The sequence below is a fragment of the Peribacillus simplex NBRC 15720 = DSM 1321 genome (genome assembly GCF_002243645.1).
Taxonomy (GTDB): Bacteria; Bacillota; Bacilli; order Bacillales; family DSM-1321; genus Peribacillus; species Peribacillus simplex.
In genome coordinates this window covers 2,520,439-2,540,369 of sequence record NZ_CP017704.1, presented here as the reverse complement: position 1 = coordinate 2,540,369, position 19,931 = coordinate 2,520,439, and the positions used below count along the sequence as shown (strand labels likewise).

The 19,931-nt window shown below is 42.0% G+C and carries 19 protein-coding genes and 2 rRNA genes; 20 read left to right on the top strand and 1 reads right to left on the bottom strand.

What is annotated here, in order from left to right:
• Positions 1 to 99: 99 nt before the first annotated feature.
• The 13 genes from BS1321_RS12110 to rsmI all read left to right on the top strand — a co-directional run bounded on the left by BS1321_RS12110 (position 100) and on the right by rsmI (position 11,190).
• A 23S ribosomal RNA gene (locus BS1321_RS12110) occupies positions 100 to 3,032 on the top strand.
• 62 nt (positions 3,033 to 3,094) lie between these two features.
• Positions 3,095 to 3,210, top strand: a 5S ribosomal RNA gene (gene rrf / locus BS1321_RS12105).
• A 207-nt stretch (positions 3,211 to 3,417) separates the two neighbouring features.
• Positions 3,418 to 3,636 carry a sigma factor G inhibitor Gin gene (locus tag BS1321_RS12100; protein ID WP_081113081.1) on the top strand — a complete coding sequence of 73 codons (219 nt, stop codon included), beginning with the start codon at positions 3,418 to 3,420 and terminating at the stop codon, positions 3,634 to 3,636.
• Positions 3,637 to 3,875: 239 nt separating this feature from the next.
• Positions 3,876 to 5,330, top strand: a complete 1,455-nt coding sequence (locus BS1321_RS12095; protein WP_063235893.1) for an aminotransferase class I/II-fold pyridoxal phosphate-dependent enzyme — start codon at positions 3,876 to 3,878, stop codon at positions 5,328 to 5,330.
• Between the two features lie 39 nt (positions 5,331 to 5,369).
• The gene (gene tmk, locus BS1321_RS12090) at positions 5,370 to 6,011 is read left to right on the top strand and encodes a dTMP kinase (RefSeq protein WP_063235894.1); all 642 of its coding nucleotides are present in this window, start codon (positions 5,370 to 5,372) and stop codon (positions 6,009 to 6,011) included.
• A gap of 99 nt (positions 6,012 to 6,110) precedes the next feature.
• Entirely contained in the window at positions 6,111 to 6,440 is a 330-nt protein-coding gene (locus tag BS1321_RS12085; protein WP_063235895.1) for a cyclic-di-AMP receptor, read from the top strand.
• 24 nt (positions 6,441 to 6,464) lie between these two features.
• Positions 6,465 to 6,863, top strand: a complete 399-nt coding sequence (locus BS1321_RS12080) for a YaaR family protein (protein WP_326152336.1) — start codon at positions 6,465 to 6,467, stop codon at positions 6,861 to 6,863.
• 49 nt (positions 6,864 to 6,912) lie between these two features.
• Complete coding sequence (gene holB / locus BS1321_RS12075; RefSeq protein ID WP_144480998.1) at positions 6,913 to 7,917, top strand: DNA polymerase III subunit delta'; 1,005 nt, start codon at positions 6,913 to 6,915, stop codon at positions 7,915 to 7,917.
• Position 7,918: 1 nt separating this feature from the next.
• A complete protein-coding gene (locus BS1321_RS12070; RefSeq protein ID WP_061440314.1) occupies positions 7,919 to 8,749 on the top strand; it encodes a PSP1 domain-containing protein in 831 nt (276 codons plus the stop codon).
• A 50-nt stretch (positions 8,750 to 8,799) separates the two neighbouring features.
• Entirely contained in the window at positions 8,800 to 9,138 is a 339-nt protein-coding gene (yabA, locus tag BS1321_RS12065) for a DNA replication initiation control protein YabA (protein WP_269467095.1), read from the top strand.
• 178 nt (positions 9,139 to 9,316) lie between these two features.
• On the top strand, positions 9,317 to 10,060 hold the full coding sequence (locus BS1321_RS12060; RefSeq protein WP_063235897.1) for a tRNA1(Val) (adenine(37)-N6)-methyltransferase: 744 nt from the start codon (positions 9,317 to 9,319) through the stop codon (positions 10,058 to 10,060).
• Positions 10,047 to 10,307 carry a GIY-YIG nuclease family protein gene (locus tag BS1321_RS12055; RefSeq protein ID WP_063235898.1) on the top strand — a complete coding sequence of 87 codons (261 nt, stop codon included), beginning with the start codon at positions 10,047 to 10,049 and terminating at the stop codon, positions 10,305 to 10,307. Before BS1321_RS12060 ends, BS1321_RS12055 begins: the two co-directional genes overlap by 14 nt.
• A 1-nt stretch (position 10,308) precedes the next feature.
• Positions 10,309 to 11,190, top strand: a complete 882-nt coding sequence (gene rsmI, locus BS1321_RS12050) for a 16S rRNA (cytidine(1402)-2'-O)-methyltransferase (RefSeq protein ID WP_063235899.1) — start codon at positions 10,309 to 10,311, stop codon at positions 11,188 to 11,190.
• A gap of 48 nt (positions 11,191 to 11,238) precedes the next feature.
• Here the strand turns inward: rsmI and BS1321_RS12045 are convergent, their stop codons facing one another.
• Positions 11,239 to 11,523 carry a transition state genes transcriptional regulator AbrB gene (locus tag BS1321_RS12045; protein WP_063235900.1) on the bottom strand — a complete coding sequence of 95 codons (285 nt, stop codon included), beginning with the start codon at positions 11,521 to 11,523 and terminating at the stop codon, positions 11,239 to 11,241.
• 630 nt (positions 11,524 to 12,153) lie between these two features.
• Between BS1321_RS12045 and metG the strand changes: the two genes are divergently transcribed.
• The 7 genes from metG (at position 12,154) to veg (ending at position 19,846) form a co-directional block, all read left to right on the top strand.
• Complete coding sequence (metG, locus tag BS1321_RS12040) at positions 12,154 to 14,115, top strand: methionine--tRNA ligase (protein WP_063235901.1); 1,962 nt, start codon at positions 12,154 to 12,156, stop codon at positions 14,113 to 14,115.
• 209 nt (positions 14,116 to 14,324) lie between these two features.
• Positions 14,325 to 15,092: a TatD family hydrolase gene (locus BS1321_RS12035; RefSeq protein WP_063235902.1), complete on the top strand. Its 768-nt coding sequence runs from the start codon at positions 14,325 to 14,327 to the stop codon at positions 15,090 to 15,092.
• A gap of 278 nt (positions 15,093 to 15,370) precedes the next feature.
• Positions 15,371 to 16,525 carry a resuscitation-promoting factor gene (locus tag BS1321_RS12030; protein ID WP_232522785.1) on the top strand — a complete coding sequence of 385 codons (1,155 nt, stop codon included), beginning with the start codon at positions 15,371 to 15,373 and terminating at the stop codon, positions 16,523 to 16,525.
• Between the two features lie 251 nt (positions 16,526 to 16,776).
• Positions 16,777 to 17,340: a ribonuclease M5 gene (rnmV, locus tag BS1321_RS12025; RefSeq protein ID WP_063235904.1), complete on the top strand. Its 564-nt coding sequence runs from the start codon at positions 16,777 to 16,779 to the stop codon at positions 17,338 to 17,340.
• Positions 17,333 to 18,211 carry a 16S rRNA (adenine(1518)-N(6)/adenine(1519)-N(6))-dimethyltransferase RsmA gene (gene rsmA, locus BS1321_RS12020; protein WP_063235905.1) on the top strand — a complete coding sequence of 293 codons (879 nt, stop codon included), beginning with the start codon at positions 17,333 to 17,335 and terminating at the stop codon, positions 18,209 to 18,211. The genes rnmV and rsmA overlap by 8 nt, the downstream gene beginning before the upstream one ends.
• Before the next feature lie 190 nt (positions 18,212 to 18,401).
• Positions 18,402 to 19,280, top strand: a complete 879-nt coding sequence (yabG, locus tag BS1321_RS12015) for a sporulation peptidase YabG (RefSeq protein WP_063235906.1) — start codon at positions 18,402 to 18,404, stop codon at positions 19,278 to 19,280.
• A 314-nt stretch (positions 19,281 to 19,594) separates the two neighbouring features.
• Complete coding sequence (gene veg, locus BS1321_RS12010) at positions 19,595 to 19,846, top strand: biofilm formation stimulator Veg (RefSeq protein ID WP_061440325.1); 252 nt, start codon at positions 19,595 to 19,597, stop codon at positions 19,844 to 19,846.
• The last annotated feature ends 85 nt before the right edge of the window (positions 19,847 to 19,931 follow it).

Below are 19,931 nucleotides of genomic sequence, written 5' to 3'. Positions count from 1 at the left end.
ACAATCACGTTGTGATTGGGACAGCTTGTTCCTTGAAAACTAGATAATAGATAGAAGGCAATTAATTTTTTTCAAAGCATCTGTAAGATCTTTTTTAACGGTTAAGTTAGAAAGGGCGCACGGTGGATGCCTTGGCACTAGGAGCCGATGAAGGACGGGACTAACACCGATATGCTTCGGGGAGCTGTAAGTAAGCTTTGATCCGGAGATTTCCGAATGGGGAAACCCACTGTTCGTAATGGAACAGTATCTTTACCTGAATACATAGGGTACTGAAGGCAGACCCGGGGAACTGAAACATCTAAGTACCCGGAGGAAGAGAAAGCAAATGCGATTTCCTGAGTAGCGGCGAGCGAAACGGAATTAGCCCAAACCAAGAGGCTTGCCTCTTGGGGTTGTAGGACACTCAACATGGAGTTACAAAGGAACGGGGTAAATGAAGTGATCTGGAAAGGTCCGTCAAAGAAGGTAAAAACCCTGTAGTTGAAACTTCGTTCCCTCCTGAGTGGATCCTGAGTACGGCGGGACACGAGAAATCCCGTCGGAAGCAGGGAGGACCATCTCCCAAGGCTAAATACTCCCTAGTGACCGATAGTGAACCAGTACCGTGAGGGAAAGGTGAAAAGCACCCCGGAAGGGGAGTGAAATAGATCCTGAAACCGTGTGCCTACAAGTAGTCAAAGCCCGTTAATGGGTAATGGCGTGCCTTTTGTAGAATGAACCGGCGAGTTACGATTTCATGCGAGGTTAAGTTGATAAGACGGAGCCGCAGCGAAAGCGAGTCTGAATAGGGCGAATGAGTATGAGGTCGTAGACCCGAAACCAGGTGATCTACCCATGTCCAGGGTGAAGTTCAGGTAACACTGAATGGAGGCCCGAACCCACGCACGTTGAAAAGTGCGGGGATGAGGTGTGGGTAGCGGAGAAATTCCAATCGAACCTGGAGATAGCTGGTTCTCTCCGAAATAGCTTTAGGGCTAGCCTCAAGATGAGAGTATTGGAGGTAGAGCACTGATTGGACTAGGGGCCCCCAACGGGTTACCGAATTCAGTCAAACTCCGAATGCCAAATACTTATTCTTGGGAGTCAGACTGCGAGTGATAAGATCCGTAGTCGAAAGGGAAACAGCCCAGACCACCAGCTAAGGTCCCAAAGTATACGTTAAGTGGAAAAGGATGTGGAGTTGCTTAGACAACCAGGATGTTGGCTCAGAAGCAGCCACCATTTAAAGAGTGCGTAATAGCTCACTGGTCGAGTGACTCCGCGCCGAAAATGTACCGGGGCTAAACGTATCACCGAAGCTGTGGATTGACACCGTATGGTGTCGATGGTAGGAGAGCGTTCTAAGGGCGTTGAAGTCAGACCGGAAGGACTGGTGGAGCGCTTAGAAGTGAGAATGCCGGTATGAGTAGCGAAAGAAGGGTGAGAATCCCTTCCACCGAATGCCTAAGGTTTCCTGAGGAAGGCTCGTCCGCTCAGGGTTAGTCGGGACCTAAGCCGAGGCCGAAAGGCGTAGGCGATGGACAACAGGTTGATATTCCTGTACCACCTATACATCGTTTGAACGATGGGGGGACGCAGAAGGATAGGGTAAGCGCGCTGTTGGATATGCGCGTCCAAGCAGTTAGGCCGGAAACGAGGCAAATCCCGTTTCCATTAAGGCGGAGCTGTGATGGCGAGGGAAATATAGTACCGAAGTTCCTGATTCCACGCTGCCAAGAAAAGCCTCTAGTGAGATGTAAGGTGCCCGTACCGCAAACCGACACAGGTAGGCGAGGAGAGAATCCTAAGGTGTGCGAGAGAACTCTCGTTAAGGAACTCGGCAAAATGACCCCGTAACTTCGGGAGAAGGGGTGCTTTTTAGGGTGAATAGCCCAGAAAAGCCGCAGTGAATAGGCCCAGGCGACTGTTTAGCAAAAACACAGGTCTCTGCGAAGCCGCAAGGCGAAGTATAGGGGCTGACACCTGCCCGGTGCTGGAAGGTTAAGGGGAGAGGTTAGCGCAAGCGAAGCTTTGAACCGAAGCCCCAGTAAACGGCGGCCGTAACTATAACGGTCCTAAGGTAGCGAAATTCCTTGTCGGGTAAGTTCCGACCCGCACGAAAGGTGTAACGATCTGGGCACTGTCTCAACGAGAGACTCGGTGAAATTATAGTACCTGTGAAGATGCAGGTTACCCGCGACAGGACGGAAAGACCCCGTGGAGCTTTACTGCAGCCTGATATTGAATTTTGGTACAGCTTGTACAGGATAGGTAGGAGCCTGAGAAGCCGGAGCGCTAGCTTCGGTGGAGGCGTTGGTGGGATACTACCCTGGCTGTATTGAAATTCTAACCCGCGCCCCTTATCGGGGTGGGAGACAGTGTCAGGTGGGCAGTTTGACTGGGGCGGTCGCCTCCTAAAGAGTAACGGAGGCGCCCAAAGGTTCCCTCAGAATGGTTGGAAATCATTCGTAGAGTGTAAAGGCACAAGGGAGCTTGACTGCGAGACCTACAAGTCGAGCAGGGACGAAAGTCGGGCTTAGTGATCCGGTGGTTCCGCATGGAAGGGCCATCGCTCAACGGATAAAAGCTACCCCGGGGATAACAGGCTTATCTCCCCCAAGAGTCCACATCGACGGGGAGGTTTGGCACCTCGATGTCGGCTCATCGCATCCTGGGGCTGTAGTCGGTCCCAAGGGTTGGGCTGTTCGCCCATTAAAGCGGTACGCGAGCTGGGTTCAGAACGTCGTGAGACAGTTCGGTCCCTATCCGTCGCGGGCGCAGGAAATTTGAGAGGAGCTGTCCTTAGTACGAGAGGACCGGGATGGACGCACCGCTGGTGTACCAGTTGTCTTGCCAAAGGCATAGCTGGGTAGCTACGTGCGGACGGGATAAGTGCTGAAAGCATCTAAGCATGAAGCCCCCCTCAAGATGAGATTTCCCATGGCGCAAGCTAGTAAGATCCCTGAAAGATGATCAGGTTGATAGGTCAGAGGTGGAAGCGTGGCGACATGTGGAGCTGACTGATACTAATAGATCGAGGACTTAACCAACGCTTTAAAAAATGAAATACCTTCTTATTATCTAGTTTTGAAGGAACAACGTTCCTGATATGTTTGGTGGCGATAGCGAAGAGGTCACACCCGTTCCCATTCCGAACACGGCAGTTAAGCTCTTCAGCGCCGATGGTAGTTGGGGGTTTCCCCCTGTGAGAGTAGGACGCCGCCAAGCCATTTAAAAGATCAGCCATCCGGTTGGTCTTTTTTTGCTTAATGCAAAGAAAAATCATTGGATATAAAGGGATTATCAATTATGGAAACTTTTATAAAGACATACACGTATTGAAATTCTTCATCATACATTGTTAAAAGCATCCCGGTTCTCTTAAACTATTTAAATTAATGTATGCGAACAATGGTTTTTGGGGAGAATGCAGGTATGGAGGTGGAGATGTTGGGGACAACAACAACCAAAACAACGGCAGGGGAAACGTGCGCGGTTTGTGAACAAATAAAAGGAATGGGTATACATCTTTATACGACTTTTATTTGTGAGGAATGCGAAAGGGATATGATCAGGACGGATACGAACGATCCCAAGTACCAATATTACTTAAAGCAATTAAGAAAAATCACTAATCCTGAAATATTTTCATGAAAAAATAGTTTGTGGAAAGTTAAAGAGTCAGAGAAAAAAGAAATGGTGTGTTTCTTTATTCTCTGACTCTTTTTTTGGTACTTTAGAAGAATGCTTGGCAGCATGCTTCCATGTTTCTGTATGTTACCTCAAACAGACTGTTCGGAGATACATAATTGCCTTTCTGTCGACGCAATATGAGATAAAATTGAACTTATTTGATAAAATGAAAAAATACTATGATATGAGGGAAGAGAAAAATGAATCAATCACAGACACCATTGTTCGATGCAATGAGTGCTTTTCATAAAAAATGCCCAATATCACTGCATGTCCCAGGACATAAAAATGGACAGGTGTTTAATAAAAAGGGCCAAGCCTTATACAACCCCCTGCTTGGTATTGATGCCACGGAGATAAGCGGTTTAGATGACCTCCATGCTCCAGAGGGTGCCATTTTAAAGTCCGAGCAACTACTCGCTGATCTATATGGGGTAAAGAGGAGTTATTTTCTGGTTAATGGGTCAACCGTAGGCAACATTGCCATGATTCTTGCTACCTGCCGGGAAGGTGATAAGGTCCTTGTTCAAAGAAACTGCCATAAATCAATTTTACATGGATTGATGTTAGCGAATGTACAACCGATTTTTTTACAACCAGCTTATTATGAGAAATGGGGCATTGCTGGCGGTGTAGGAACAAATTTAATTGAGGAAGCCTTGAGTGCACATCCAGATGTAAAAGCCATCGTTGTTACCTATCCGAATTATTATGGTCTTGGTGAAGATTTGACGGAAATGGTAAAACTCGCACATCAAAAGGGGATCCCGGTGCTGGTGGACGAAGCACATGGCGCTCATTTTCAGTTAGGAAGTCCGTTTCCTAAAACGGCAATTTTGGCAGGGGCAGATGCCGTTGTCCATTCAGCGCATAAAACACTGCCGGCCATGACGATGGGGTCATTTCTACATGTGAATTCTTCCTTAGTTGATGTAGATCAAGTATCATTCTATTTACAAATGCTTCAGTCGAGCAGTCCATCTTACCCAATTATGGGATCGCTCGACTTGGCCAGAGCCTACTTGGCCGCTTTTACATCGGAAGATAAAAGATTCCTTATTGAAAGGATATCAGATTTCAGAGGGGAATTAGGTGCCCTGCAAACAGTAAGGGTGCTGGAGGCTCCACTAGGCAGCTCGGCAGACCCGTTGAAAGTAGTCATTCAATCAACAAATGGTTTAAGCGGGTTTGAGTTACAGCAGCTATGTGAAGCCGAAGGGATTTTTACGGAATTGGCTGATCCTGATAATTTATTAATGATTTTACCCTTATTAAAATTGGATACCGAATTTCCTTTTCATGAAATCGTTCAAACTATAAAAAGCGCCACTGAAGACAGAACTGGAAACAAGGAAGAAGATCTTGGGGTCCTCTGGCCCGATGGAAGGTCAATGACAAGTCTTGAAATGCCATACTCCGACATGAAGCTTAGTAAATCAAAACCTGTCTTATTACGGAAAGCAGTGGGTGAGGTATCTGCCGAGATGGTCATTCCTTATCCGCCTGGCATCCCTTTAATTATGTCCGGGGAAATGATTACTCCTGAGCATATATCAAATTTGAGGAGACTGCTAGAACTGGGATCAAGGTTTCATGGCGGTTCCTCCCTTTCAAACGGAGAATTGATTGTTTATGAAAGCGGGCAGACGGGTTAAAATGATATACTACAAACAAAGAACCTTGGAGGTACATCGATGAAACGTGGTATTTTTATAACAATGGAAGGGCCTGAGGGTGCCGGGAAAACAACAATTACCCAAATGCTTGGCAAGGCTCTGCAACAAGAAGGCTATCAAGTCCTATTAACGCGTGAGCCAGGGGGAGTTCCCATTTCGGAGCAAATTAGGGAAGTGATCCTTAATAAAGATAATACAGCCATGGACTCGAGAACAGAGGCTTTATTATACGCAGCAGCAAGGCGTCAGCATTTAGTGGAAGTGGTCATGCCTGAGTTGGAACGAGGGGGAATTGTCCTCTGTGACCGATTTATAGATAGCTCGTTAGCCTATCAGGGTCATGCAAGGGGTTTGGATATAGAAGAAGTTTATAATATCAATAAATTCGCAATTGGAGATATGATGCCAGATGCCACTATCTTTTTTGATATCGACCCAGAAGAAGGATTGAGACGTATCCAGTCCAATGGGGAACGGGAAGTGAACCGGCTGGATCTTGAAGCCCTCGACTTCCATAAAAAAGTTTGTGAGGGGTATCAGTTCATTATAAATAGATGGAAAGACCGTTTCATTATCGTGGATGCAGGCCGGACAATAGATGAAGTCCTTGAGGAAACGAAAGCCAGCTTGTTGAATTTTTTAGCGAAAGTAGGAAACTAAATATATAGGTTTCCATATTATTCAACCAATACTATTCCAGGCAAGGACTAGTTGCTATAATGGAGTTAGTAAATTCAGAGTAACCGGAGGATGATGAGAATGAAAATGATCATTGCTGTCGTTCAAGACAAGGATAGTCATCGCCTGCTGAATGAATTAGTGGAAAATAATTTCGGAACGACCAAGCTAGCCAGCACTGGCGGGTTTTTAAAATCGGGTAATACGACTTTTATGATTGGCACAGAGGATGAACGTGTTGATAAAGCCATCCAGATCATCAAACAGAATTGTCAGTCAAGATCCCAATTAGTATCACCGGTTTCACCGATGGGTGGGAATGCCGAGTCCTATGTACCTTACCCAGTGGAGATTCAAGTAGGCGGTGCGACCATTTTTGTTCTGCCGGTTGAAAACTTTTTACAATTTTAACGGTTAGTTTCAGGGAGGTTCATTATGAAAATCAACCATGAGATCCCTATTAAGCTGGATAAATCGCGTCAGGATTCCAAACAATTTCAAACAGTAAGTGGAAGATTTCAACAAATGGTCCAGACACAAGATCAAAAGATGCAAATCCAAACATTAAACCGTTTGATAGGCGATATTGAAGGGGCAGGTCAGCGTTTAGTAAGGTCACGTACTTTTAGGGAATTGGCAAAATATAAAGCATTGGTGAAACGGTTTGTTAAAGAAGCGGTTGAATATGGACTGGAACTGAAGCAATCAACGAGCTGGAACGAATATGGACAGAGCCGGCCGTTGAAAACCGTGGAAACGATAGATGCAAGATTAGTTGAGTTAAGCGAGGAAATTCTTAATAAAGAGAAAAGCTCGCTGAAATATTGGAAATGATTGGCGAGATTAAAGGTCTTCTGATTAATTTATATACTTAAGTGAGTTGATGGTTTTGGATAAAACATGGCAAGACATGAGTCAAATTCAGCCGCAGGTAATGACGATGCTGCAAAATAGCATAACGAAGAACAGGGTGGCTCATGCGTATTTATTTGAAGGGGAAAAAGGGACAGGTAAGCAAGAGATAAGCAATGCCTTTGCCAAAAGCTTACTATGTGAAGCCCCGACAGCAGGTTATGAGCCATGCGAACTTTGTCGGAATTGCAAACGGATTTCCAGTGGGAATCATCCTGATGTCCATTTGATAGAAAGAGACGGTCTCTCAATAAAGAAAGAACAAATTAAGGGGCTTCAGGAAGAATTTTCGAAAAAAAGCGTGGAGGCAGATCGAAAGGTTTATATGATTGCCGATGCGGACAAAATGTCGGTGGGGGCAGCCAACAGTCTATTGAAATTTTTAGAAGAACCTTCGGCTGATACTGTAGCAATATTGATGACCGAACAGCTTCAGAGGATTCTACCAACTATATTATCAAGGTGCCAAGTGATTTCGTTCAAGCCATTATCTCCTGAGAATGTGAAACGGAAGCTGATAGAACAGGATGTAGAACCACAGCTGGCCTCGGTTATCGCACACATAACACAGAATGTGGAAGCTGGAATCGAGCTTAGCCATGATGAATGGTTTGTACAAGCTCAAAAAATAGTGGTAAAATTATATGAAGTGTTAAAACTTAATTCCTTGAAGGCATTGCTGTACCTTCAGACGGATTGGTTCACACACTTTAAAGAAAGAGAACAGGTTGACAGAGGTCTTGATTTGTTACTTCTTATATATAAGGATTTATTATACATTCAGTTGGATAAAAAGGACTTCGTTGTATTCCAAAATAAACTGAAGGAATTTGAAACTCACGCTCTTCATCTTTCCCCAAGACGCCTTGCTGAACATATGGGTTGCATTTTGGAAGCAAAAAGGAAGCTGATGTCCAACACGAATCCACAGCTGTTGATGGAACAGCTTGTGCTGAATTTGCAGGAGGGATCATGATTTGTATGATGTTGTAGGTGTCCGTTTTAAAAAGGCGGGCAAAATATACTACTTTGATCCGGGTGAATTCGCTATTCCTAAGGACGATTTTGTAATAGTGGAGACTGTCCGCGGTGTTGAATTCGGTAAAGTCGTTACAGCCCGTAAACAAGTAGATGAAAACGATGTTGTCCTGCCATTGAAAAAAGTACTTCGGGTTGCTGATGCAAAAGATAAGCTGATTGTAGACGAGAACAAGGCGGCTGCAGAAGAGGCTTACTCTATATGTTGTCAAAAGGTTGTGGAGCATAAGCTGGATATGAAGCTGGTTGATGTGTCATATACTTTCGATAGAAATAAAGTCGTGTTTTATTTTACAGCGGATGGTCGCGTGGATTTCCGTGATTTAGTCAAAGATTTAGCTGCCATATTCAGAACTCGCATAGAACTGCGCCAAATTGGGGTAAGGGATGAGGCAAAGATGCTTGGTGGCATCGGACCGTGTGGGAGAATGCTATGCTGCTCCACATTTCTTGGAGATTTTGAACCGGTTTCCATTAAAATGGCGAAGGATCAGAATTTATCATTAAACCCTACAAAAATCTCAGGTTTATGCGGTCGATTGATGTGCTGTCTGAAATATGAAAATGATGAGTATGAAAGTGCGAAGGAAATGCTTCCTGATTTAGGTGAAATGATTAATACGCCTGGTGGCAAAGGCAAAGTAGTTGGGCTTAATATTCTAGAACGCGTACTTCAGATTGAACTAATCGAGCAAGAAAGAGTATTAGAGTATACTCTAGATGAGATTCTGAAAGAGGGAGCCGTTTCTATTCAAGCCACAGATTATTAAGGTGGTGGGAGAGCGTGGATAAGAAAGATATTTTTGAGTCGGTGACCAATATGGAAACCCAGATAGGCCAATTATATAAGCAGCTTGGAGAATTGAAGCAGAACTTAGCTGAAATCCTTGAGGAAAATCAGTCGCTCAAGCTGGAGAACGAGCATTTGCGCCATCGGTTGGGCCTTGTCGAAGTCGAAACTGCGCCTGCTGCAGTAAAGGTCAAACAAAAAGTGAAAAACCGTACTGCAAGTGCGGACAAGGTTATGGATATCGGGGAAGGCTATGATAATTTAGCACGTATCTATCAAGAAGGCTTTCATATTTGCAATCTGCATTTTGGCAGTTTACGAAAAGAAGGGGATTGCCTGTTCTGTTTATCTTTTTTAAACAAGAAGTGATAATGGAATAATATAAAAGATGTTCCATCTCTTTTACGTGATAGATAGACCGTTTACAATATATAGTGATTCGGGGTCTGACGCATACTATGAGTCAGACCCCTTTTTGTACGATAGTAATGTCGAAGCATGGACCCTAAACATGCTTTTTCCATACATGATTAGGAGGGTAACAGCAATGGTAGAACTTAAAGGAGATGAGCGCCTGGATTATCTATTGGCTGAGAATTTAAGAATCATTCAGAGCCCATCGGTGTTCTCTTTTTCATTAGATGCCGTTTTATTATCAAGGTTCGTAAATGTACCGATCCAAAAAGGTAAAATCGTAGATCTTTGCTCAGGGAATGGGGTCATACCTTTGCTGCTGAGTACAAGAACGAAGGGGACAATTACCGGTGTAGAGATTCAAGAACGGCTATATGACATGGCCCAGAGGAGCATGGACTATAATGGCGTATCCTCCCAGATCGAGATGATTCATGGGGATATAAAAGAAATTCCAAAACAGATAGGGTATAGCAAATATGATGTGGTTACTTGCAATCCACCCTATTTCCCGACGCCATCTATCGAAGAGATTAACAAAAATGAGCATTTTGCAATTGCCCGACATGAAATAATGTGTAATCTTGAGGACGTCATGCGTGTTTCAAGTCAATTGCTGCGTCAAGGTGGGAAAGCGGCATTCGTTCATAGACCGGGCCGTCTGATGGATATCCTACGTTTCATGAGGATGTACAGAATTGAACCGAAGCGACTGCAATTCGTTTATCCAAAGAGTTCAAAAGAAGCGAATACGATTCTTATAGAAGGGATAAAGGACGGCAACCCTGATTTGAAGATTCTTCCTCCGCTTGTTGTATATAATGATCAAAATGAGTATAATCCGGAAATCAGAAGGATTTTATATGGAGAGGAATAAGCATTATTTTTATGTTTTAAAATGTAGGGACGGCAGCTATTATGCTGGGTATACAAATAATTTGGCCCGTAGGATTGATGCTCATAATCAAGGCAGGGGTGCAAAGTATACACGAGGCCGGACCCCAGTTGAACTGATTTATCATGAAGTATTCGAAACACAGACATTGGCCATGCAGGCTGAATATAAATTCAAGCAATTAACAAGAAAACAAAAGCAAAAGTGGATGGCAAAGGAGGATACATGATATGTGGCAGCAAAAGAGTTTTGAAAAAGAAGGATTGGAGCCAGCTCTATATCTGGTTCCTACACCGATAGGTAACCTTGAGGATATGAGTTTCCGGGCTTTAAGAATCTTAAAGGAAGCGGATGTCATTGCTGCTGAGGATACGCGAAATACGAAGAAATTATGCAACTACTTTGAAATTTCGACACCTATCGTCAGTTACCATGAACATAATAAGGAGTATAGCGGGAAGCAGATGCTTGAGAGGCTTCGATCTGGAGAGGTCATCGCATTGGTAAGTGATGCAGGCTTGCCGACGATATCCGATCCGGGATATGAACTGGTCAAAGCTGCCATTGCCGAACAGTTTAAAGTCATCCCGTTACCGGGGGCCAATGCTGCATTAACTGCATTGATCGCATCTGGACTGATTCCGCAGCCTTTTTACTTTTATGGCTTTCTACAACGGGGAGCAAAAGAAAAAAAGCAGGAGCTGGAAAAATTAAAAAAAATGGAATCGACTTGGATCGTTTATGAATCCCCACATCGATTGAAAGAAACATTGAAACATATGCATGAAATTTTAGGTGACCGTCGTATAGTATTATGCCGAGAATTAACCAAGAAATTTGAAGAGTTCATTCGAGGGACTGTGAGTGAAGCATTGACGTGGGCGATGGAATCCGAAATTCGCGGTGAGTTCTGTTTAATAATAGAAGGTGGGCAATGGTCGGAGGATGAACCTGAAGAAGCTTGGTGGATGGTCCTTGACCTCGTCGGTCATGTTAATCATTATATAGAAACTAAGCAGTTCACTTCAAAGGACGCAATCAAGCAGGTCGCAAAAGATCGCAATTTGCAAAAACGCGATGTATATCAAGCGTATCACATTGATATACAATAATAATAAGCAAAAAAAAACTTCCGAAGACCGGAAGTTTTTTTATATCATTTATTTAGCAGCAGTGAAGTTTTGTTGAATTTCTTGAATAAGTAATTCTGCACCTTCACGACTAAGAATCAATTTACCATTAGCAAGTGTAAGGTTGTTATCGGAAACTTCACCTGTAACTTGGCAAGTCATGTTTGGTTTGTATTTTTTCAAGATGATGCGCTCATCATCAACATAGATTTCAAGAGCGTCTTTCTCAGCGATACCCAATGTACGACGAAGTTCGATTGGAATAACCACCCGGCCTAACTCATCAACTTTACGAACAATACCTGTAGATTTCATTTAAAAAATTCTCCTCTCAGTTACAATCTAGTACCCTATTTCTATTTTTTTCGCCAATATTCGACAAATTTTTTTATAAATTTATAATACCAGCCATTCCCAAATTCGTCAATGATTTATTTTCATTTTTTTGTAAGAAATAACATGGCTCATTTCGTGTAACAAAAAGGCTTTTAAAGGGAAAAAATCGGTTATGTCTTTAAAAGTAAAGAAATAGCAGGCAACAAAGAACTACTCACTTCACCACATTTCGACAAAGTGTGCATATAAAAACATACTTCATTATTATATGATTAAATATAATTTAGTTTCAAAACAAAAGTTCTGAATTAAGGACAATTTTTCGGAAAAGTTTGTGAATATGTGAGTTGTTGCACAAAAAAAGAAATTTAGGTATATTTTGTTGAGGTAAGAGGTAATGCTGACATAAGGGAAGTTCACGTCCAGAACCCTTATTTTTAAAATGAGATTTACTTATAATCGTTTATTCTATTAACATGATGATTAGATTAGTGATTATTGTCGCACAGAATTGTATATAGCGTTAAAATAGAGATAATAGCTTAAATATATTCTTATGGCTTGGGCCAGTCCTATAGCCGGTTTTTCAAAAGATGAGGAGGGAACGAAGTGCAAGATAAATTAAAAACATTCTATATCACGACACCCATATATTATCCGAGTGGTAATTTACATATAGGGCACGCGTATACGACAGTGGCAGGGGATGCCATGGCTCGTTATAAAAGGATGCGTGGCTTCGATGTCATGTATTTAACAGGCACTGATGAACATGGTCAAAAAATCCAGCGTAAAGCGGCTGAGGAAGGAATCACTCCACAGCAATATGTAGATAATATCGTATCAGGGATTAAAGAGCTCTGGGAAAAGCTTGATATTTCATATGATGATTTCATCAGGACGACGGAAGATCGCCATAAAGAGGTCGTAGCCAAAATATTCAAAAGGCTATTGGACCAGGGTGATATATACTTGGACCAATATGAAGGGTTATATTGTACACCTTGCGAATCTTTCTTCACGGAACGTCAGGTGGAAGAAAGCAATGGAAACTGTCCTGATTGCGGTAGGCCAGTTGAAAAGGTGAAAGAGGAATCTTATTTCTTTAGGATGAGTAAATATGCGGAGCGGTTACTGAAGTTTTATGAGGAAAACCCGGATTTTATTCAGCCGGAATCCCGCAAAAACGAAATGATCAATAACTTCATCAAGCCTGGATTGGAAGATCTGGCCGTTTCACGTACTACTTTCGATTGGGGCATCAAGGTGCCGGGAGATCCAAAGCATGTTATTTATGTCTGGATAGATGCTTTGACCAATTATATAACGGCATTAGGGTATGGAACGGATAATGATTCTAAATACTTGAATTATTGGCCAGCCGATGTACACCTGGTCGGAAAGGAAATCGTTCGTTTCCATACAATCTATTGGCCGATCATGTTAATGGCTCTTGACGTGCCGCTTCCAAAGAAAGTCTTTGCCCACGGATGGCTTCTCATGAAAGATGGTAAAATGTCCAAATCAAAAGGAAATGTAGTGGATCCCGTTACATTGATTGATCGTTACGGTTTGGATTCTTTACGCTACTATTTATTGCGTGAAGTACCATTTGGCTCCGATGGAGTATTTACACCGGAAGGGTTTGTGGAACGGATTAATTTTGACCTGGCAAATGATTTAGGGAATTTATTAAATCGAACAGTTGCAATGGTCAATAAGTATTTTGATGGTGTGATTCCAAAATACGAAGGATCCAATGGCGAATTCGAAAAGGCTTTGCTTGAAATGAACCAAGATACGGTAGGAAAATATGAGGAAGCAATGGAAAATATGGAATTTTCAGTTGCACTAACATCCATTTGGCAACTCGTGAGCAGAACTAACAAATTCATTGATGAGACCCAGCCATGGACTCTTGCTAAAGATGAATCAAGGATAAAAGACCTTGCTAGTGTCATGGTTCATTTGGCGGAATCATTACGCAGGACGGCAATCCTTTTGAAACCGTTCTTGACGCAAACACCGGAAAAAATCTTTGCTCAGCTTAGCATCAAAGATGATGTGTTAAAATCTTGGGACAGTTTAGCGGAGTTCGGTCAAATTCCTGCTGAAACAAAAGTCTTGAAGGGAGACCCGATCTTCCCTCGTTTGGATATGGAAGAGGAAGTTTTATATATTAAAGAACAAATGCAGGGCGGTGCCCCTAAGGCCGAGGAAAAAGTGGAAGAGACGATTCCCGAGGTTGATGAAATCACTATTGATGACTTTACAAAAGTGGAGCTTCGTGTTGCTCAGGTAATGGAAGTTGAGCCTGTAAAGAAGGCGGATAAGCTTCTTAAACTTCAGCTTGATTTGGGTTATGAGAAACGGCAGGTCGTATCAGGCATTGCACAGCACTATAAACCCGAAGATTTAGTAGGCAAAAAAGTGATATGCGTAACGAATTTGAAACCTGTTAAACTTCGTGGCGAGCTCTCTCAAGGAATGATTTTGGCGGGAAGCCAGGATGGTGTGCTCTCAGTCGCTACAATAGATTCATCGATTCCAAATGGTTCAAAGGTAAAATAAACCGATGAAAACATAAAGGTGTTTCATATGAAACATTTTTATGTTTTTTTCTTTATCCTTTTGGAAAAAGTAATTTCATACAGGTTTAGTTTTTGGTTCTATATTTATTTGTTGGGCATATAGGCTCCTTTGTAATCTGTTTGTTACCTAAATGTGAAACATAAAACTTTCATTTTTTTATAAAATAGTGCTAGAAAGGAAGAAAAATAATGTTATTTGACACACACGTACATGTTAATGCGGAACAATTCAACGAGGATCTCGAAGACGTAATAGAAAGAGCTAAGGAAGCAGGAGTCAATAATATGGTAGTCGTTGGTTTTGACCGGCCTACTATTATAAGGGCAATGGAATTAATAGAAGCTTATGATTTCATGTATGCCGCAGTCGGATGGCATCCTGTGGATGCTATAGATATGACAGAAGAGGACTTACAATGGATCGAGGAATTATCAAATCATCCAAAGGTCGTGGCCATTGGTGAGATGGGCCTGGATTATCATTGGGATAAGTCACCGAAAGAAGTTCAAATGGAGGTGTTCAGGAAGCAAATCCGATTGGCAAAAAAGGTGGGGCTGCCCATTATCATCCATAATCGGGAAGCGACCGCGGATATCGTGCACATACTAAAGGAAGAAGAGGCATCAAGGGTTGGAGGCATCATGCATTGCTTTAGCGGAAGTGCAGAAACGGCTTTGGAATGCATCAATATGAATTTTTATATTTCATTGGGTGGCCCTGTGACCTTCAAGAATGCAAAAAAACCAAAGGAAGTCGCAGCAGCCGTACCTTTAGACCGTTTACTGATAGAGACCGATTGTCCATACTTGGCTCCCCATCCTTATAGAGGGAAGCGTAATGAACCTTCGTATGTGAAGCTTGTTGCTGAACAAATTGCAGAAATCAAACAACTCACAATAGAGGAAGTTTCCCAGGCAACAACGGAAAATGCCAAGAAATTATTCGGCATTAACTGACATTTTTTTTTACAATATCTCCCGGGATTCGCTAGCTAAAATCGCATTTTTTAAGGTTTCTACAAATCTCATTCCAACTATAGGCTTATTATGTCGAGAAGTCGCCCTTTTCTTTTCAATATGGAATATGCATAATAGGTAGTAATTTCCTGAATGAGAAGTGAATGGGTTGACAGCTTGATAACTAAGTCTATATAATCACCGGGAGGAAGGAGGAGTTTTTCATTCTATTAAAAACTATGAAAAACCTTATTCCCAAACCTTTTGGGAAGAAGAGAATGGCAATTGCCATTTGTAGTGCTATTCTTGTTTCTACAGCATTGGGAATACTAATATATCAAGGAACAAAGGATACAGTAACAATCATGCTAGACGGAAAAAAAGAGGTAGTGCGTACACACGCGGCTACTGTAAATGATATGTTGGAAGATTTAGAGATTACCGTTCAAGCCGCAGACTATGTCCACCCATCAAGAGCCACAAAGGTTGATGATGATTTAGAGGTGGTTTGGAAGCCTGCACAAAAAATCGTCATGGTACAGGATAGTAAGAGGAAGGAAGTTTGGTCCACTGCCGATACGGTAGACGAACTTTTAAAAGACCAAGATCTTAGTGTGAAGGAACAGGATAAGATCACCCCTTCAAAAAGTACGAAGCTGAAAGCGAATATGGAAGTTGCCATAGACAAAGCCTTTTCACTGAAATTAGTGGTAGGTGGAGACGAAAAGCAGGTATGGTCAACTTCGACTACTGTCGCTGACTTTTTAAAGCAACAAGGAGTAAAACTCAATGATTTGGATCGAGTTGAGCCAGAATTAACCGAAAAAGTTGAAGCTGAGAATACGGTAAACGTAGTTCGAATTGAAAAAGTCACCGATGTAGTGGAAGAACCAGTTGACTTTGCTGTCATAACAAAAAAAGATGACTCTTTATCAAAAGGGAAAGAGAAAATTGTCAAAGAAGGAAAAGACGGTCTCGTTTCTAAGAAATATGAAGTTATTAAAGAAAATGGCAAAGAGGTCAAAAGAGAATTACTTTCAGAAAAAGTAGTTAATAAAAAGCAGGATAAAGTTGTAACGGTCGGAACTCGAACGACGGTTGCCCAGGCATCACGCGGAGTAACTAACGTTAGTTCTTCGAGTGGAAAAGAAATATACGTATCATCAACGGCTTATACTGCCAGTTGTAAGGGCTGTTCCGGTGTCACGTCCACAGGTGTAGATCTAAAGAGTAATCCGGGTGCGAAAATCATTGCTGTCGATCCAAACGTAATTCCTATGGGGTCAAAAGTATATGTAGAGGGCTACGGCTATGCAGTAGCTGCTGACAAAGGCGGAGCAATAAAGGGAAATAGGATTGACGTCTTCTTTTCCTCAAAAAATGATGCCTATCGCTGGGGTGTAAAGAGAGTAAAGATTCGTGTACTGGACTAATAAGGTTTCTCTCGCAGGAGATGAATTCGTCTCCTGTTTTTTGCGTTTTATTTTCCATTTGTTGAAAAACCCCATATAAAACTGTTTTAATAAGATAGACGTCTTACTATTCCATAAGATTTCAATATATGCGTGTGAACTTTCATAAATGATCCTGACTGGATTCTCTATCCAGAAAATTTTACGGGGAACCGGTTACGTTTATCCAAGAGCTAATCAAAGCGCTTGCGCTTTTCTGTATGGAGGAAACCATGAAAAAGATTAAAGAAATTATTGTTGTAGAAGGAAAAGACGATACGGTAGCGATCAAAAGGGCTGTTAATGCTGATACAATAGAAACCAACGGATCAGCAGTGAATGAGTCCTGTATTGAGCAGGTGAGGCTTGCACAAAAGACACGTGGAGCCATCATTTTCACAGACCCTGATTTTCCAGGTCAAAAAATCAGGAATATAATTTCAGAACAAGTAAAGGGATGTAAACATGCCTTTTTAACGAAGAAGGAAGCCCTTCCTAAGTCAGGTAGAGGAATTGGTGTGGAACATGCTTCTCCTGAGGCAATTCGTAATGCTTTAAAGGATGCCCAATTAATGGATGAAGAGGCTTCAGAAGAGATTTCACAGCAGGATTTAATAGATGCAGGTTTAATCGGGGGATCCGGTGCCAAGGAACGAAGGGAAAAACTTGGATCTATTTTAAAAATCGGGTTTACCAATGGTAAACAGTTATATAAGAGACTAAAAATGTTCCAAATATCGACTGAGGCTTTTGAGAAAGCGATGGTACAGATAAATCAGGAGGAAAAAAATGAATAAGGATATTGCAACCCCTGTCAGAACGAAAGAAATATTAAAGAAATACGGATTCTCCTTTAAAAAGAGCTTAGGCCAAAACTTTTTAATCGATACGAATATCTTGAAACGTATTGTTGAACATGCCAATTTGACAGAGGAAAGCGGCGCCATCGAAATTGGGCCGGGAATCGGGGCATTGACGGAACAACTAGCGAAAAGCAGCAAGAAGGTTGCGGCCTTTGAGATTGATCAGCGTCTACTGCCCATCTTATCGGATACACTGTCTCCCTATAACAATGTAAACATCATTCACGGGGATGTTCTCAAGGCGGATGTCAAGAAGGTCATCGAGGAGGAATTTGCTGGCTTCTCGGACTTGATGGTTGTTGCAAATCTGCCATACTATGTCACGACGCCCATCATTTTAAAGCTATTGTCCGAGGACCTGCCTATTAGAGGCATCGTGTGCATGCTGCAAAAGGAAGTGGCTGATCGAATTGCTGCAAAACCTGGGACGAAGGAATACGGTTCTTTATCCATTGCCATTCAATATTATACCGAAGCCGAAACGGTGATGATAGTACCCAAAACGGTATTCATGCCTCAGCCTAATGTTGATTCGGCTGTAATCCGCCTTACTAGGCGCGTGAAGCCAATCGTCGAGGTCCTGGATGAGGATTTCTTCTTCATTGTGACCCGGGCGAGCTTTGCGCAGCGTCGGAAAACGATTTTAAATAACTTAACCAGTCAGCTGCCAGATGGTAAATCGAAAAAAGAACTCATACTTGCTGCTCTCGAAGCCGCAGAAGTGGATCCTTCCAGACGAGGAGAAACACTGAGCATCAAAGAATTTGGCCGCCTAAGTGATGCGTTATTGCCGAATTTCAAATAAAGAAACTCAAGTCGGAATGGGGTAACTCCCAGCATCCGGCTTTTTTTATTTTGAAATTGGCGCATCATGATGGAATGTACCCGGAAATGTAATCAATTCCACCTTTCACCATTCGAGAATGGTTCGCATAACTTAAGAATGAAAATAAACTAGGGCGGGCTGAAAATAAGTCTTCTCATGGGGTGGGGCCATGAATATTCAAATAAACGATATTGTTGGTCGGGTTTCCTATAAATGCGACGTGTTGTTCCGAGTAATCGATATCCGTGATATTGATGGAAGACGTGAAGCTATTCTTTATGGAGAAGATATCCGACTGATTGCAGATGCACCTTTTCAAGATTTAATGATCATTAATGATAATGAAAGAAATGATCGACAAAGGTCGAATGAGGTACTTCAAGAACAATCCTACCGCTTATTAACACAAGATCTAGAGCTGCAACAACAAAAAAATGGCTATCAATCCAGTAATGGCTATCGTTATAGCGGTGAATATTTTCAGATACCAGGGAGGGTCCTCCATGTTGATGGGGATGCATCTTACTTAAGGAAATGCATGGAGCTTTATCAGAAATTCAGTATTCCGGTCAATGGCATCTATTGCAATGAAAAGGAAATGCCCCAAAGAATCGGGGGTTTGTTGGACCATTATCGGCCGGACATTCTTGTTGTCACCGGTCATGATGCCTATTCAAAATCAAAAGGACCGATGTCCGATATAAATGCCTACCGTCATTCAAAGGATTTTGTACAGACAGTTAGAGAAGCGCGAAGGAAGGTTTCTCATTTAGACCAACTGATTATATTTGCCGGGGCTTGTCAATCGCATTTTGAATCGCTGATCCAAGCGGGGGCAAATTTTGCAAGTTCTCCTTCCCGTGTTAATATACATGCTCTTGATCCGGTATATATCGTCGGAAAGATAAGCTTTACGTCTTTTTCCGATCATATTCATGTATGGGATGTCCTTCGGAATACATTAACGGGAGAAAAGGGGTTGGGAGGAATTGAGACAAAAGGGGTGTTACGGACCGGGTTGCCTTTCAAGCCATTTCAGGAAGAATGAACGAGCTGCATTTTGAAAGAATGCAGCTTGCTTTTGGTGGGGTAAGAATTCGGATATCCTCACAAAAAAACTGGTTTTTTGTTGAGTAATGTCACTAGTTAATGATTTAATTACGAAAATTCGGCTTAATAAATAATGAAATAGTTCGTTTACATAATTTTTCATTTCCCAGGATATAATAAAATTGTTCGCGATTTTGCCGAATTTCAGATAAAAATATATTGACTACATTTTTAAGTGCTGATATAATTTATTATTTTGTTTGCGTATATTTGTAAATTGTGATATACTTAACTTAGTGAGGTGGACCGAAAATGCCAAAAACTCTAGCTGATATTAAAACTGCACTTGATTCAAACCTAGGTAAAAGATTGCTCTTAAAAGCAAACGGTGGAAGAAGAAAGACTGTAGAACGATTTGGAACTTTGGCGGAAACTTATCCGGCTGTTTTTGTAATTGAGCTCGACCAAGATGAAAATGCGTTTGAAAGAGTATCTTACAGCTATGCGGATGTTTTAACGGAAACCGTAGAACTAACATTTTTAAACAAACAACAAGAGATTTAACTTAGACGAGGCAGCGAACAACTTTGTTTGCTGCTTTTTGTTTTGTATAGAATATCCTGTGAGCTCCAGTAAAGGCTTAAAAAGG

What these genes read in the sequence shown, in the direction of transcription:
- BS1321_RS12100 (WP_081113081.1), top strand. Translation starts at nt 3,418, where the DNA reads ATGGAGGTGGAGATGTTGGGGACAACAACAACCAAAACAACGGCAGGG.
- BS1321_RS12045 (WP_063235900.1), bottom strand. Translation starts at nt 11,523, where the DNA reads ATGAAATCTACAGGTATTGTTCGTAAAGTTGATGAGTTAGGCCGGGTG.
- tmk (WP_063235894.1), top strand. Translation starts at nt 5,370, where the DNA reads ATGAAACGTGGTATTTTTATAACAATGGAAGGGCCTGAGGGTGCCGGG.
- rnmV (WP_063235904.1), top strand. Translation starts at nt 16,777, where the DNA reads ATGAAAAAGATTAAAGAAATTATTGTTGTAGAAGGAAAAGACGATACG.
- BS1321_RS12095 (WP_063235893.1), top strand. Translation starts at nt 3,876, where the DNA reads ATGAATCAATCACAGACACCATTGTTCGATGCAATGAGTGCTTTTCAT.
- rsmA (WP_063235905.1), top strand. Translation starts at nt 17,333, where the DNA reads ATGAATAAGGATATTGCAACCCCTGTCAGAACGAAAGAAATATTAAAG.
- veg (WP_061440325.1), top strand. Translation starts at nt 19,595, where the DNA reads ATGCCAAAAACTCTAGCTGATATTAAAACTGCACTTGATTCAAACCTA.
- BS1321_RS12085 (WP_063235895.1), top strand. Translation starts at nt 6,111, where the DNA reads ATGAAAATGATCATTGCTGTCGTTCAAGACAAGGATAGTCATCGCCTG.
- holB (WP_144480998.1), top strand. Translation starts at nt 6,913, where the DNA reads ATGGTTTTGGATAAAACATGGCAAGACATGAGTCAAATTCAGCCGCAG.
- BS1321_RS12030 (WP_232522785.1), top strand. Translation starts at nt 15,371, where the DNA reads ATGGCAATTGCCATTTGTAGTGCTATTCTTGTTTCTACAGCATTGGGA.
- BS1321_RS12080 (WP_326152336.1), top strand. Translation starts at nt 6,465, where the DNA reads ATGAAAATCAACCATGAGATCCCTATTAAGCTGGATAAATCGCGTCAG.
- BS1321_RS12060 (WP_063235897.1), top strand. Translation starts at nt 9,317, where the DNA reads ATGGTAGAACTTAAAGGAGATGAGCGCCTGGATTATCTATTGGCTGAG.
- yabA (WP_269467095.1), top strand. Translation starts at nt 8,800, where the DNA reads ATGGAAACCCAGATAGGCCAATTATATAAGCAGCTTGGAGAATTGAAG.
- yabG (WP_063235906.1), top strand. Translation starts at nt 18,402, where the DNA reads ATGAATATTCAAATAAACGATATTGTTGGTCGGGTTTCCTATAAATGC.
- BS1321_RS12035 (WP_063235902.1), top strand. Translation starts at nt 14,325, where the DNA reads ATGTTATTTGACACACACGTACATGTTAATGCGGAACAATTCAACGAG.
- BS1321_RS12055 (WP_063235898.1), top strand. Translation starts at nt 10,047, where the DNA reads ATGGAGAGGAATAAGCATTATTTTTATGTTTTAAAATGTAGGGACGGC.
- rsmI (WP_063235899.1), top strand. Translation starts at nt 10,309, where the DNA reads ATGTGGCAGCAAAAGAGTTTTGAAAAAGAAGGATTGGAGCCAGCTCTA.